This window comes from Pectobacterium brasiliense, assembly GCF_013449685.1.
GTDB lineage: Bacteria > Pseudomonadota > Gammaproteobacteria > Enterobacterales > Enterobacteriaceae > Pectobacterium > Pectobacterium brasiliense_A.
Genome location: NZ_JACDSF010000027.1, coordinates 1 through 14,444, shown reverse-complemented (window position 1 = coordinate 14,444; position 14,444 = coordinate 1). Strand labels below are relative to the sequence as shown.

At 45.3% G+C, this 14,444-nt stretch carries 15 protein-coding genes; 10 read left to right on the top strand and 5 right to left on the bottom strand.

Going from position 1 to position 14,444, the window contains the following annotated elements:
- The first annotated feature begins 9 nt into the window (after positions 1-9).
- On the top strand, positions 10-1,353 hold the full coding sequence (locus H0248_RS11180; RefSeq protein WP_180785988.1) for an MFS transporter: 1,344 nt from the start codon (positions 10-12) through the stop codon (positions 1,351-1,353).
- A gap of 222 nt (positions 1,354-1,575) precedes the next feature.
- Here H0248_RS11180 and H0248_RS22165 read toward each other — a convergent pair whose 3' ends face one another.
- The 3 genes from H0248_RS22165 to H0248_RS11170 all read right to left on the bottom strand — a co-directional run bounded on the left by H0248_RS22165 (position 1,576) and on the right by H0248_RS11170 (position 3,224).
- Positions 1,576-1,929, bottom strand: coding sequence for a hypothetical protein (locus tag H0248_RS22165; RefSeq protein ID WP_257981556.1), 354 nt, complete (start codon positions 1,927-1,929; stop codon positions 1,576-1,578).
- Between the two features lie 8 nt (positions 1,930-1,937).
- Positions 1,938-2,441, bottom strand: a complete 504-nt coding sequence (locus tag H0248_RS22160; protein ID WP_257981555.1) for a helix-turn-helix domain-containing protein — start codon at positions 2,439-2,441, stop codon at positions 1,938-1,940.
- A gap of 189 nt (positions 2,442-2,630) precedes the next feature.
- Positions 2,631-3,224 carry a TetR/AcrR family transcriptional regulator gene (locus H0248_RS11170; protein WP_180785987.1) on the bottom strand — a complete coding sequence of 198 codons (594 nt, stop codon included), beginning with the start codon at positions 3,222-3,224 and terminating at the stop codon, positions 2,631-2,633.
- A 508-nt stretch (positions 3,225-3,732) separates the two neighbouring features.
- On the opposite strand from H0248_RS11170, the gene H0248_RS11165 reads away from it, so the two are divergent.
- Positions 3,733-4,482 carry an NADPH-dependent F420 reductase gene (locus H0248_RS11165; RefSeq protein ID WP_180785986.1) on the top strand — a complete coding sequence of 250 codons (750 nt, stop codon included), beginning with the start codon at positions 3,733-3,735 and terminating at the stop codon, positions 4,480-4,482.
- A 183-nt stretch (positions 4,483-4,665) separates the two neighbouring features.
- On the opposite strand, the gene H0248_RS11160 is transcribed toward H0248_RS11165, so the two are convergent.
- Positions 4,666-5,547 carry a LysR family transcriptional regulator gene (locus H0248_RS11160; protein ID WP_116164690.1) on the bottom strand — a complete coding sequence of 294 codons (882 nt, stop codon included), beginning with the start codon at positions 5,545-5,547 and terminating at the stop codon, positions 4,666-4,668.
- 179 nt (positions 5,548-5,726) lie between these two features.
- Positions 5,727-6,644: a zinc-binding dehydrogenase gene (locus tag H0248_RS11155; RefSeq protein WP_180785985.1), complete on the bottom strand. Its 918-nt coding sequence runs from the start codon at positions 6,642-6,644 to the stop codon at positions 5,727-5,729.
- A 255-nt stretch (positions 6,645-6,899) separates the two neighbouring features.
- On the opposite strand from H0248_RS11155, the gene H0248_RS11150 reads away from it, so the two are divergent.
- The 8 genes from H0248_RS11150 to H0248_RS11115 form a co-directional block, all read left to right on the top strand.
- Entirely contained in the window at positions 6,900-8,084 is a 1,185-nt protein-coding gene (locus H0248_RS11150) for an MFS transporter (RefSeq protein WP_180785984.1), read from the top strand.
- A 21-nt stretch (positions 8,085-8,105) separates the two neighbouring features.
- Complete coding sequence (locus H0248_RS11145) at positions 8,106-9,215, top strand: GNAT family N-acetyltransferase (protein WP_180785983.1); 1,110 nt, start codon at positions 8,106-8,108, stop codon at positions 9,213-9,215.
- Positions 9,216-9,219: 4 nt separating this feature from the next.
- Positions 9,220-10,662 carry an FAD-binding oxidoreductase gene (locus H0248_RS11140; protein ID WP_171278952.1) on the top strand — a complete coding sequence of 481 codons (1,443 nt, stop codon included), beginning with the start codon at positions 9,220-9,222 and terminating at the stop codon, positions 10,660-10,662.
- Between the two features lie 60 nt (positions 10,663-10,722).
- Positions 10,723-11,895 carry an acyl-CoA dehydrogenase family protein gene (locus tag H0248_RS11135; RefSeq protein WP_171278951.1) on the top strand — a complete coding sequence of 391 codons (1,173 nt, stop codon included), beginning with the start codon at positions 10,723-10,725 and terminating at the stop codon, positions 11,893-11,895.
- 12 nt (positions 11,896-11,907) lie between these two features.
- A complete protein-coding gene (locus tag H0248_RS11130) occupies positions 11,908-12,666 on the top strand; it encodes an SDR family NAD(P)-dependent oxidoreductase (RefSeq protein WP_171278950.1) in 759 nt (252 codons plus the stop codon).
- A gap of 24 nt (positions 12,667-12,690) precedes the next feature.
- On the top strand, positions 12,691-13,188 hold the full coding sequence (locus tag H0248_RS11125) for a cupin domain-containing protein (protein WP_171278949.1): 498 nt from the start codon (positions 12,691-12,693) through the stop codon (positions 13,186-13,188).
- A 165-nt stretch (positions 13,189-13,353) separates the two neighbouring features.
- The gene (locus H0248_RS11120; protein ID WP_308415662.1) at positions 13,354-14,058 is read left to right on the top strand and encodes a hypothetical protein; all 705 of its coding nucleotides are present in this window, start codon (positions 13,354-13,356) and stop codon (positions 14,056-14,058) included.
- 302 nt (positions 14,059-14,360) lie between these two features.
- Positions 14,361-14,444, top strand: an 84-nt coding sequence (locus tag H0248_RS11115) for an AlpA family phage regulatory protein (RefSeq protein WP_180786095.1), incomplete at its 3' end; no start/stop codon positions are given.

Genomic DNA, 14,444 nt, shown 5'->3' with positions numbered 1-14,444 from the left:
GAAGTTATCATGAGTGAGAATGCTCTTAAAGGTAATGCACTTATCGGGAAAAATCGCTGGACAATAATACTCCCCGCCGTGTTTATCATGTATACCATTTCTTTTTTCGACCGGGTGAATATTGGCATGGCACTGCCCCATATTACGGCCGAAATGGGGCTCAGTTCGGTTGAAGCTGGCTGGCTTGGGAGCGCATTTGCGTGGGGCTACGTGGCTACGCAGTTTACCTCCGGTTGGCTGGCACTCCGTTTTGGTTCGCGCAGAATTATTGGCGTCAGCCTGTTTCTTTTTGGTGCCTGCGCCATGCTTACCGGCCTGACGCGAAACTTCGGTGAACTGGTTGCGATCCGCTTCTTGCTGGGACTCGCTGAAGGCCCGATTCAGGCCGCCACGGCGATGTTTCTGGCGCAGTGGTTTATGAAGCCGGAACGGGGTCGCGCTTTTGGTATCTGGAATCTCAGCCTGGGTGCCGGGGCGTTTCTGGCCGGTCCGATATCTGGCTGGGTCCTCGCGCACCATAACTGGCGCATGATGATGGTGATTGAAGGTGCACCGGCGTGGCTGTTCTGCATCATCTGGTTTTATGTTGTACCCAAAAGCATTCAGGCCGCAAGCTGGCTGAGCGCCGAAGACCGGGATCATATCCAGAAAGACCTGGCGGCTGAGCAGTCAAACTATGTGAAAGAGAAATCCGATCCATGGTGGACCATTCTTAAAATACCCGCACTCTGGCTGATGCTTATCGGCTACTCCCTGCATAGCATGCTGGCTTACGGCTTTACCCTCTGGCTGCCGACGGCACTCAAGGATTACGGAACGCTCAGTGAATTCATGGTGGGTCTGATCAGCGGAATGCCCTTCCTGATGACCATGGTGGGCATCTGGTATATCACCCGACGGTCAGATAAATACAATCAGGAGCGGCGGTTGCATGCCGCTATTCCCACCGTCTTGTGTGGTGTCGCTTTATTGACTGCCGCTTTTGTGCCGCTGTCATATTACTGGGTTCAGATAGCATTGTTCATGTTTGTCGGCCTGACAATGAAGATGCTTGTGCCGCTGGTTTACGTCCGGTTGACTGAAGTCCTCCCGACAAAGAAAGCGGTCCCTGCGGTGGCATTCGTAGGCGCATGCAGCAATTTCATTGGACAGTTTGGCGGACCGCTCGTTGCCGGCTACCTGAAACATCTGGGGGGGGGCACTGATATGACGCTCGCCTGGGGCGTTCTGGGCCTGTTCTCAATCGTTGGTGGAGTGCTTTTTGCCCTTGCCGTAGGCCGTGAAGAACACGTCTGGGACATTCGACAGGCATTCAGGGTTTCTTCCCACAGGACAGTTTCCGCACGGGAATAAAAACAGGGCCTGCCCCTGCCGTATGGGGCAGGCAGACTTTTTCAACAGATTACGTGTATCAATCGGGAGTGCAATGCGAGGTTACATATCAGAGAGTCCTTGCGGTTTTCTGGCCCGTGCCAGACGACTATTTTCTCACGACAGGGTAGTCTCTGCAGTTAAGTCCTGGTCGCAAATAGCGCTGGCTGCTAAGCGCTAAAAACGGGGGCTCCTTCTGATCAATTAACAATCGATTTGAGCTTTTTTGTCAGTTACAGGTATGTAATAACCCCCCCGGAAGCTTAACTCACCTTTATATGGTTCCACCTTACTTTCACATATAAAAAAATCATGTCCGGTCCGGCGGGCTTCGCGTCTGAGTGGCATAATATGGTCGTAAATATTTACCTGCATTTCTGTCAACTGCTCAGGTGTTCCCTGAAAAGGAAACCGTAGAAATGCCGCTGCTCCATCTAAGCTGGTGTGGCCTTCCGGGATAACTTTTGCAAACGTCAGGCTGAAGTTTATTTGTTCAGCGTTACTGGAAGACGGTTCACACATTGCAGCGAAGGATATCGGAAATACATCATTCGGCATTTTTCCGGCTATGCGAAATAATGCCTGGCGCTGCTCGGTGTGGAGCCGCACATTACCAAACCAAGATCCGTACTGTTACAGTTATAGCTCAGACTGATACCCGGTAGTGTATGCAGACTTGCCATAATACGCTGCGGGGCTGGCAATACTGGATATTCTCCAGTAAATTCTGGGATAAGCCCGTCAAAATCCCAGAGCTCAGACTCACGATAGCGACCTGGCGCCAGACCAAAATGACGCTTGAAGGTACGGGTAAATGTTTGCTGCGTACTGAAACCCAACCTATCAACTATTTCGATAACGGAAAGGCTGGTCATTTTCAGCATGATTGCAGCCCTGTATAGCTTTCTTTGGCGGATGTAGGAAGCGAGTGTAAGTCCGGTTTCAGCCCTGAACAGTCGCTGAAGATACCACTTACTGTATCCTGCCCTTACAGAAACATCTTCTAGAGAAATTTTCTGGTCAAGATTTTTTTCAATCCAAATCAATAAATCTCGCGTAAAGCTGTTCATTTTCAATTCCGAAATCTGTACGGATAACCGTCTATGTTCTGATTAGAATGTTCACGCCTGGCATCAGCGATAATGGAGCCTGCTGCAGCATTCACTTAGCTTCAGTCACATACATGCTTTTAGATGACACTCTCAGCAGAAGTATGGCCTAAAATTCAAGGGACTATTGTGTAACCATCACAAACAATGTCAGCTCTTCGGTTGTGTTTCACTTGCCCCCCATCCTTTCTTCAGCATGTCGCTAAGTACAACTCGTGTCCGTTGGTCTGCGACCTTAATGCCGCTTGCCCATGCTACAGCCAAGGCTGCGATGAAAATGTCACGCCCGTTCAAATCCCGACGGGCAAGCCCATCATTTTGAGCTGCCTGAAGAATAGTCTCAGTCTTGTCGATGACATTAAGGCAGGCAGGAGTCAAAGCCGACTGAGCCTGACATGCAGCCTGCAAAGGTTCAGGAAGGCCGTGATAAGCAAGCATCCAGTCGCCCAGCGCGTCGATCCACTTCTCCAGTGATCGTCCGCTATCGCTTTCTTCCGCCTCAATGATCAAACGCTGTTGTTCCAGTACTAAATGATGGTGATCCAGCAGCGAAGCAAGCAATGCATCTTTACTTGGGAAATGACGATAAAGGGTCCCGGCCCCCACCCCTGCTTTTTTGGCAATTGCATCCATAGAAACATTGACGCCCTCGCTCACGAATGCCTGGCGGGCTACATCAAGAATGTGCTTTCGATTACGTTGTGCATCCTTGCGGAGCCCAGCCAGGGAAGACATAACAGTCATAGCAACTTTTGACCTTGAAAAGTGGAGAAACTCTCCGTATATTCTATTAAACGGAGATACACTCCGAATGATACAGAGTGTGGCTGCGTTGTACAACCGGGCAGCATAGATAACGATATATGAAGACCAGACACATGATGCTCGGCAGGCACTTCAGCAACGATGATGGTGATCAAACGGACTGAGGGCATATAGCCGTTTATCACATAAGATCTGCGCCCGCGACGTGATGACACATCATGCTCAGGGTGGGGGAAAGTACAAGTCACGGCTCCTGTTTTACATCCTTTTTCTCAATGAAAATGGCGAAAGAGTAAACGAAGCGACGATGGCTACCGTCTCCCACACTTTGAATTTTGGTATTTTCAGCATTACTGGAGTGAGTACTGTTCGCGAAATTATAACGAACCGGTACACAGTGCACATCAAGCGGCGATCGTGATAAGCAAGGAAAGTTGAGTTTTCACTAAGTATTAAGCAGTCAGTAACGCAAACTGGAGAAATCATTATGAAGATAGGTATTTTAGGCACTGGTAATATCGGGAAAACACTCGTCCAGAAACTGACCAAAGCAGGCCATGAAATTAAAGTCGCGAATTCTCGCGGGCCCGAGACGATTGATGCTCAGATCCTGACTTCTGGCGCCCGTGCGGTAACATCTCAGGACGCGATGAAGGACGTAGACGTAATTATTCTCTCAATTCCCTTTGCGAGCCACTCGACGATTAAGCCCCTTATGGCAGACGTTCCTGAGGAAACTGTAGTGATCGACACTGCTAATTATTATCCGGTACGGGACGGTATAATTCAGGATATTGAGAACGGCATGGTGGAAAGCCTGTGGGTTGCCGAGCTGTTGGGTAGGCCGATTGCCAAGGCATGGAACGCAATAGGAGCACGTGCTTTTGCCGAATCAGGGATGGTGTCAGGCAACCCAGACCGTATCGCAATTCCCGTCGCAGCAGACCGAAAGAATGATCGTGATATAGCAATGCGATTGGTAGAAGCAACTGGTTTCGATGCATTCGACGCTGGCACTCTGGCTGATTCATGGCGTCAGCAACCCGGATCGCCAGTTTACTGCACAAACCTCACAAAGCATGAGATGGCTACAGCGTTGGATACGGCAGAAAAAGCACGTCTCCCCAAACGCCGTGACCTGGTAACAGCAGTGGTACTAGAACGTTTCGGCGCAGAGAAGTTGAGTAATTCCGATGCAGATTTCCTCACGACTTTGAACCGCATCATTTACAGATAGATTATGGATTTACGCTCCATGACCCGGCTGTTTTGAGACAGCCGGCTTCCATTTGCTTTTCCGGGACATGTATTGAATCTGTACTATCATTAGCGCCGGTTCAGCCTGTCTGCGCTGGTGCCTGTAGCAGAATATTGAATTTGGTCCCTCATAAATCAAGAGCAATTGCATCTGTGTTGGGGGTCAAGTATTTATTCCTAACGCCGCCAGCAATGTACTGATTTTAGGCGAACGATGGCGCGATTTTGCATAAATTAATGAAAGCGGAATCGAAGCCTCGGAGTATTCTTGTAGTAGCTCGACCAGTTTACCGTTTTCCAGATATTTACCGACCGCAAAGTCCATTATTTGAACAACCCCCATCCCGCTGAGTGCCGCCTCTAACAGTACATCCGCAGTATCGACGACCAGATTACCCTTAATATCAAAAGCCTGCTGTTCTCCCGCTATATAATAAAACCACTTTGTGCTACGCCCAGTTTTCTGTGCTTTAACAGCCAGACAGTTATGCTGTACCAGTTCCGCTGGCTCTTTAGGGATTCCGTGGCTGTTTAAATATTCCGGTGACGCAACGGTGACAAAGCGTAAATGCTTGATGGTTCTTGCGATAAGCCGTGAGTCCTGTACGCTGCCAATTCTAATCGCCGCGTCAAAGCCTTCTTCCACCAAATCAACCAATCGGTCAGTCATAACCGCGTCAATTGTTAATGCCGGATATCTGTCCAGGATCTCTTTGAGCATAGGAATAATTACCAATCGGCCATAGGCAGAAGGTGTCGTTATTTTTAGTTCGCCTTCAGGGAATACAGTTCTGCCGGTAATCGAATGCCCAACCTCATCCATTTCATGCATCAGGCTTCTTGAGGATTCATATAAAAAAACGCCATCGGTAGTCAGACTTACAGAGTGGGTATTGCGGTTAAGCAAGGTAACACGGAGGTCGAGCTCGAGTCTGGTAATTGCACGCGAGACCCCTGATTGGGTGAGGCCCAATGCCTGCGCAGCTTTGGTAAAACTCTGCGTTTCCCCTACCTTGATAAAGATTTTAAGCGCGTTTAAATCCATAAGTCTTCTCTTGCATCTCTTACACGAACATCTATGCCTCGTGGAGGTATCAAGATACAAAAAAACCTGACAGAAGTTAAATATCAATGTGTGATTAGTTAAAAGATAACGCTATGTCGCCACAATTATTGCAATATCCTTGCGTGGCGACATCATAGAGGACTATGTACGAGTTGAGCTTAGTCCTGAGGTACGTTGAGCGTGACTTTGCCTGGAGCGAGAAGATGCAGGAAATCCTGTTTAATGACTTTGTCCCAACTACCAATATTATCCGCGTATACTTTAATAATCTTCTCGTCAACGAGAGTGAGCAAGGTGTTTAAATCTTCTCCGGCCGGGGAATAATCCTTATAAGAAATCAGATCGATTCCTCGTGATACCAAAATTGTGGTGTCTATGCTCGCCACCTGCCCCGAGGCAACGCCCAGAATGAGAACTGTGCCATTAGGGACAACATTGTCTAATAGATGAGCCAGTAAATCGCCACCGACGGTATCGACCAGTGCATCAAAGGTTCCCTCAAAAGGGAATTCTTTAGCCAATAGTACCTCGTTGGGTTTAACGTCGCTGGCTTGCAGCCAATCGAATCCACGCTGACTGTGCGCCACCGCCGTAACTTTAATACCGGCATGCATTGCCAACTGAACCAACAAATGCCCGACTCCGCCCGTTGCGCCGGTAACGGCCAGAGACTGGCCCGGCTGCAAATGAAGGGTCCGCAGAGAACGCAGCGCCGTTAATCCTGCCACCGGCAACGCTGCTGCAACCGCTGCTGATACACTCTCTGGCACGATAGCGACATTGGCACGATCGACAACGCGATATTGGCTCCAGGCACCCGAAAAACTCCATGTTAACACCCGCTCCCCAATTTTCGGTCCCTGACCGTCGGTGCTGGTCTCGATCACAATACCAAATGCATCCCATCCGGCAGGCTTATCCGATTCCCAGGGAAAGTCTAATTCTCCCCGATTAAGTGATATATTGGAAACTCTGATTAAAATATCACTTTCCGTCCTTCTGACCGGCCGCTGTACGTCGGTGAATCTAAAACCACCGATATCTGATTTCACAATTGCTTGCACGTATTCACTCATTGTTATTTTCCTTTTCAATATTTACACATTCATAAAAATCCATTAAATAACATTATCTATTTTTAAGATAAGCCAATGACGATTTAATAACAAAAATTCGATATCTCAACCTCCTAACCTAACACGACAACTCGATAAACCATCCGATTATATTGGTGAAAAATGTCATAACAATTATGATTCATATTCTGTTTACAAAAGCTAATAATCAAGGGTATTAGTTTCATTACTGTTAATCACATCGAGTGAATTTTTATGAACAAACCACTTCCAGCGGCAATATATGTTTTAGGTTTTACTCTATTTGCCATGACAACATCTGAATACATGGTCGCAGGATTAATCACATCCATGTCATCTGATTTAGGTGTTTCCATTCCTAAAGTTGGATATTTAATTACCATTTATTCATTAGGTATGGTTTTCGGTGGTCCCTTGCTTGCTACATTTTTAGTTAAACTTAGCAATAAAGCAGCATTATTGACTATTACCGGCATATTTCTTGTCGCCCAAGTCGTCGCAACCGTTTCTGCAACTTATGATCTTTTAGCAGTAGCGAGGTTTGCGACCGGATTATCTTCGGCAGCCTTCTTCGGTTTTGCGCTGTTGACAGCGGCAAAAATGGTTCCACCGGAACGCTTTGGCGTTGCAGCCTCCATCGTATTGGGCGGGATGATGATAGCGACGGTGGCGGGACTGCCACTATCAGCAATACTTGATCAGTATTATGGTTGGAGAGTTTCCTTCGCATTAATTATTGTCCTTACAGCTTTAGCTGGAATAGGTATTATACTGATTGTTCCTAAATTCAAGGCGGAGGTTAAAGGTAGTATTAAGGCTGAATTCGGTTCAATTATAAACAGATCAATCTGGGGGGCATTTATTACGAGTTTCTTTATTATTGCTGCAACATTCGCGACATTCAGTTACTTCGTTCCCTATTTTGAAAACACTGTCGGTTTCGATACTCCATATATCCCGGCTATTCTTTTCGCTTACGGTGCATTCACGGTAATTGGTAACTTCCTGGTAGGTCGACTAGCAGATAAATCGCCGATTAAAGTTGTTTTCACCGGTAGCGTCGTGCTAGTACTTGCACTGTTTGGGCTTTATACCTTCTACGACAATAAAATATTAGTGCTGATATCTGTAATGATTTTAGGACTTACTGGTATTACTCTCACTCCTGCCATGTCCTCACGCGTGTTTAAAGCAGCACCAAATACCTCATTGATTAACACCATGCATACTTCTGTCATTTGTCTTGGTGTAGTGATTGGCTCTTGGGCCGGTGGCTATGCAATCGATCAAGGTTATGGTTACCGTGCACCGGCGCTCATCGGCATTTTTTTAGCCGGATTGGCGATTGTCACCCTACTCCCTGTTTTGAGGAATAACCGTTACGATGAGCCTGCTGTTAATCCTCAGGCAAATATCTGACTATATCTATAGGAATAGACCATGAACAGTGAAATTAATTCATTAGACTATGAAAATAATATTCAAACTATTCCGGAGTCACATTTATTTTCCGAAAATAATTATAAACAAGGAACCCCAATTATTTACCACAGCGAGAGTGATAAAATTATTGACCAACGCTGTGAGACAAGGTTATTAGATGAGACACCCAACAAGAAGTCAATCACACATAAAATTCATGTAATACGAAAATGCAAGCCAGAACACATCGGGGATATTTTCTTGCGCTCATCAGAAAATGATGAGAACAGTATTATTTGGGATATTAAAATTCATACACCCTTAGGAGAAAAAATAAAAACCGGACTATTCCGAACACTTTCGTTGCTTTTATTTAAAAAATATAAAGCACTGAGAATTGAGACGCGAACTCTGATTGACAATCATAAAATTATTAATAGTCTTGTATTGAGTGGGTACAGTTTTGAAGGCATTTCACAAAAACTCAATTCAAATTCAAAATTACAGGAATTCGCAGTTTTTTCCTTATTGAGGGATCACAGTAATGCGGCAAAAAGTCTATTATTCCCTGCAGTGGATAGCAATATTTATCGCGATGAGAAAATTGCACTGCGTTTGGCTGAACCAAAAGACACATTTTGTATGTGGCTAGAGCAATCAAATCCTGAATCATCTAAGTGGGGTTTATTCGAAACAGCATCGCTTGATGAAATCAAACAAAAAATTAGTCGTTGTGGGCTTAATTCAGCCGTAGGCCCTAATATTTTGCTCACTATTATAGAATGCTCAACAGGTAATGCTGTGGGAAAGATTGTTATCCGTAATGTTGTACCACCTCATGTAGGTGATGTTGGTTACGGGATATTGCCGGAATATCGTGGTTTGGGCTACGCCGTAAGGGCACTGAATCTTTTGAAAAACTGGGCCTTTAATGAAGCTGGTTATGTACGTTTAGAACTTGGTGTCAAAGAAGGCAATATCGCGTCAGAAAGAGTCGCGCAAAAGGGAGGGTTTGAATTTGAGGGGATGCGTCCGGGACGATTGAAAAATCACGATGGTTCATACAGTAATGAAATGCACTATTTCTTTCTGAATCCGAATATTAGCTATCGTAAAATAGAGGATTGATTAAATGAGCAAAAAGTTCATCTCCTTTCTCGAACAGCATTTAGATCATAAAAACGTCGTCGCCTATGTAAACACACCGAATGATGTTGGCGAATATACTTCCCCATCGGTTTCTGGCCGAGTGGATGTTTCCAGTATTGAACAAGTAATTCGTATTGTTAAGCTGGCAGATCAATTTGACGGGGAAACAGCGCTTTATCCCTACTCAACTGGATACAATTGGGGGTTAGGTTCAACAAAACCTCCGTCAGACAACGCCGTGCAATTAAAGCTGACCGGATTAAATAAAATTCGCGAGATTAATATCGCAGAGGGTTATGCTGTCATTGAGCCAGGTGTGACGCAGGGAACATTATCGCAAAAATTACTGAACACCCATCGCTTTATTAATGTAACAGCCTCATCTGCAGAAACGAGTTTTTTAGGTAATGCTCTCGATCGGGGCGTCGGGTTGAGGCACCAGCGTACAGAAGATCTTCTCGGCCTGGAAATTGTTCTCGCCAACGGGACACTGCACCGAGTGGGCTGGTGGCCGGAACAGGGAAAACATAGCGCATTATACTCCCACGGGATTGGCCCTTCACTGGTACAATTATTCACCCAATCGAATCTCGGAATTATAACCGGTGGCGTTGTACGACTACTTAATCGACCAGAAAAATCTCGCGTCGCCTATATTTCCTTTTCTCCCGAAAACTTAGAGTATGCTATCAATACCTTCCAGCGTTGGTCAGCACAAGGGTTAATTCACGGTGTACTTAAGGTTTATGATGAAACCTCAACACTGACGTATGGTGCGAATAAGGGCGAGTTTCTCGTTCACCTGCCCCTTTCGGGAGCCGCCTCAGTAGTGTCGGCACTTTCCACCGCGCTGGAAACCGAGTTTGTAAAAGCTGGCGAGAAATTCATCTCTTTGATCTGGAGCGACAGCCCTACGAATCCTTATCAAGATGATATCGTTGCCAATCTAGTCACCGCTGCCTATCAAGGGGATACTAAATATCATGATATCCTTCTGGAGAAGACGCTCGGTACTACACCGGCTGAAATAGATACCGAAGGTAAAGGCTGGATATTTTTCTTGCCTCTGCTTCCTTTTACCGGTCAGGCTATTAAACAGGCTTATCTTCATTTTGACGATATCTTCGAGTCTACTGGCGTGCGCTGCGGCGCCACAATTAATACGCTGAGTGATCAGATTATTGATCTCGTTGTATCCATTCGTTTTGAACGCGTGGAAGAGGAAATAATAAAAGCTCATCAGGCTCTGAAACTTCTTCATGAAAAATTCAGTGCTTCAGGTTTTTATCCTTATCGTTTGGATGTCGAACATCCTCTCGCCAATAGTCGTAATGCTAGAACGCTTCGTGAAGGCGAAATCATCAGAAGCCTGCAAAAATCTTTAGATCCAAAGGGAATTTTCGCATCCGGGCGATATAATTATTAATAATACCTAATATGTATTTTTAATATTTAATTAAATAGGTTCATTTATTAAGGTGTATCCATGATAACTCATGACGTTAATACATTTAGCAATATATTAGTTAATCTAAGAGATTTACGCGGTGAATTACGTAACTCCTCTCGTGAAATAGAAGAGCATCGCAGGATACCACTCAATATTATTGAAAGACTACGTGGCATTGGGATATTTGGAATGTGTTTCCCGCAATCATGGGGCGGTGCCGGACTGACGTCGATTGAGCAAATCCTTGTGCTGGAAGAACTCGCCCGGGGCGATACGGCTACCGCCTGGTGCGCCATGATCGGTTGTGACTCGGGTATTTATTCAGGTTTCTTGGAAGAAAAAAGCGCCAAAGAGATCTTTCCACACGCCAATCTGGCCGTGGCGGGTTGGATACACCCGCAGGGAAAAGCCGAGATAGTTGATGGCGGCTACATCGTCACTGGAAAATGGCGTTTTGCCAGCGGATCGCCTCATGGCGATGTCATCTCGGCAGGTTGCTTCCTCTACCGTAACGGCAATCTTGTACTGGATGACAACGGCAAGCCCCTTTGGCGAGTCATGCTGGCGCGTCCTGCCGACTACCTTTTTTCCGATACCTGGTTCACCACCGGCCTGCGGGGAAGCGGCAGTCAGGACTACTCCACGCAAGGATTGTTCATTCCCGAACAGCACGCGTTCAATTTCTCGGCACCAAAACGTCAAGGGCCACTGCACAAAACGCCGGATGCAATTTTACGCAAAATGTCCGGTATCCCGCTGGGGCTTGCGAGAGCCTGTCTGGACTATATCTACGACGTCGCCGACGACCGCACAGACAGAATCAATGATGTGAAATGGCGAAACTCAAAGCGCGTACAGACGGCGGTGGCTAACGCAGAGAATCAGTTATTTATCACCAGAAACGCGGTGCTCACCAGCGTAAGTACATTATGGCAGGCGCTCGAAGCCGATGCCGCTCACGACGATATTACTCATTGGCGCGTACAGTCAGCTCTGAGTAGAAGAAATGCCTTTCAAACCGCACGAACCATCGTTTCAAGCTTGTATGACCTACAGGGCGGCGGTTCTATCTACACCCATGAAACACCTTTTGACCGCGCATTACGTGATATCAACACCATTTGCCAGCACGCTGTCGCGCAGGAAAAAGTCCTGCAGGTGTGCGGCGATATTCTCTTTGGTGGCAAAGTCGAAGATTACTTTATATAAGGAAGAGAACCGATGAGTGGTATTTTTTCGCAAAAGAAAATTCTTGTAACCGGCGCAGGCAGTGGACTTGGCAGAGAAATAGCCTTGGCATTTTCACGACTTGGCGGAACCGTTATTCTTGCAGGCCGAAATACGCAGAAACTCGAAGAAACGGCGCAAGCGATCTCCGAGACTCCTGGCAAATCATGGGTTATTCCTTTCGACGTAAATAATAATCAATCAATAGATAATCTGTTTGATGAAATAAAACATAAAGTCGGCGCTCTTGATATTGCCGTTAATAACGCCGGAGTATTTTCTTTTGGTTTTCTCGATGAAACCTCCAGTGAAGACTTTAATCACATATTCACTACTAATGTCATTGGTTTGTTTGAAAGTCTGAAGCGCGAACTTCAGTCGATGAAAGAAAACCGGGCCGGGACTATCGTTAATATTTCATCAAATATGTCTATCGGGCTGAATATTCCGGGCACGGCGGCCTACACCGCTTCAAAGGCTGCCGTCGATGCATTGACCCGCGTCTCGGCAAAAGAAGCTATCACGCACGGTGTGCGGGTTTTCTCAATAAACCCTGGCCCATTGGCCACCGAAATGACCCAACTTCCCGGCGAATCAGCGGCAGACCGTGACAAAAGATGGCGCGATTTGATCCCCATTGGGCGTATTGGCGATGTTAAAGAGATCGCTGAAGCCATTATTTGGTCCTGCTCCGGCCAGTCTGACTACTTAGTGGGTTCGCGAATAGTTATCGATGGTGGTCATTCTCTTTAAATTATTATTCCTGAGGTATAGATCATGCAGCCATTTATTATTCGAGACAATGAAGGTGTTCCACTTTGGTTAAATAACGACACCTATACTATAAAGCTGGATAAAGAAAACACCGGGGGAAATATTTCTATTATCCAGGGATTTGTGGGTCCAGGCGGGGGTCCGATTTGGCATCTTCATGAAGACGCTGACGAGATTTTTTATGTACTAGATGGACAATTAACAGTAAGAGCCGGAGAAAATATTTTTCATGCCAATCCAGGCGATTTTGTTTATGTTCCCAAGGGGATTTATCATCAATTTAGAAATAACAGCATTAAACCTATCAAGATATTACTGATGTTCTCTCCTGCTGGATTCGAAGGGTTCTTTAGGGAAACAGGAGTCGTAGCAAAACAGGGCGTTATACCACCACTACATATTCATGATGCCGAAGCAAACAGACGGGCTATTAAGATTGGTGGGAAATATCTTTCTTTTGTTCCTGACTTTGAAAATCCCGATGTTAATCCAAATTTGTAAGAAACCAAAATGCCGCGAAGTCTTTGCGGCATTTTTATATTACAAATAAATCTGAACGGGTGTTACTTAAAAAAGCCATCTAACCTTCCATCAACCGTCATCCTTTATTCATCTTATGTGAGGACATCAAATTTATCAGCACGGATATGTAAAAGGAGATATGTTATGTCAGACAGGCTCGCTTTTTTTAAGAATAAAAATGTAAACTCAGACTGGTTAACTATCAAAGAAGCAGTAAAAACATCAAAGAAAAACGGCATCAGGAAAATACAAGAAAGTGATATCTATCGATATGCTTTGCAGGGTAAAATCCTCCTTTCGATATACTTTCAATCTCCCATTACCTTGAGGAAAATAAAATCCCATAACCATAAATTAAAGCTAAAACCTAAAAACAATAACTTACCGGACGACAAAACTTTGTTGGATCAAAGCGATTTTTTTAGCGAGAGTAATTTAACTTTTAGCACCGAAGGTAAATATTTTCACACTGCTCATGGCGTCATTGATACAAATCTTTTTGGATATGAATATTTTCTCATACAATACCTACTTGCTCACAATCTAAAAATACCATCACCTGTACTAAGAGGGAACAATAACTATGGCATTACTGTTTCCTTATCAGGGGAAGTCTTTCTAGTTCACAATAAAATTTCATTACGCGATGGAATGTCATTAAACGGCATAGATTTAAGCTTTAATGATGCCTATTTACCTATTTATAACTTACCGAAGGATGCATGTTTTGTTATCAGGCAAACTGAGTTAAATAAACTATTCAACTGGCTGGCTGGAAAAAAAATCACCCTCGGATTCTTCCACACGCATATCATCCCCTCTATCAAGACTATTTTGGCTTGCCTGTAGAAATAATGAAACTATCAGCCCGTTGATAGGAAAGCCTTACAAGTTGCTATCCATTTTTGAACAATGGGCATCTGAGGAAGGCATTACTGATCGATTCAGTGGCGACACGCTGAAGACTGCGCTTGAACGCGGCTCGCCCTCTTCCATACAAACACAAAAGTAAGATGATGTCCCTTAGCTAGGATAACCCGTATTAAGGATTGTATTTTCCGTAATACGGGTTCATCAACTTTCTCCACACCACGACTTTGTGTTGTCGTGTTATCTCCCGGCTAGCGCAATATTTGCCACAGGAGAATACCGTGACATCTCATCAGCTATTACGCCTGAAACAGGTTGAAGAAAAAACTGGCCTGAAACGTTCTCAAATCTATCTGTATATGAAA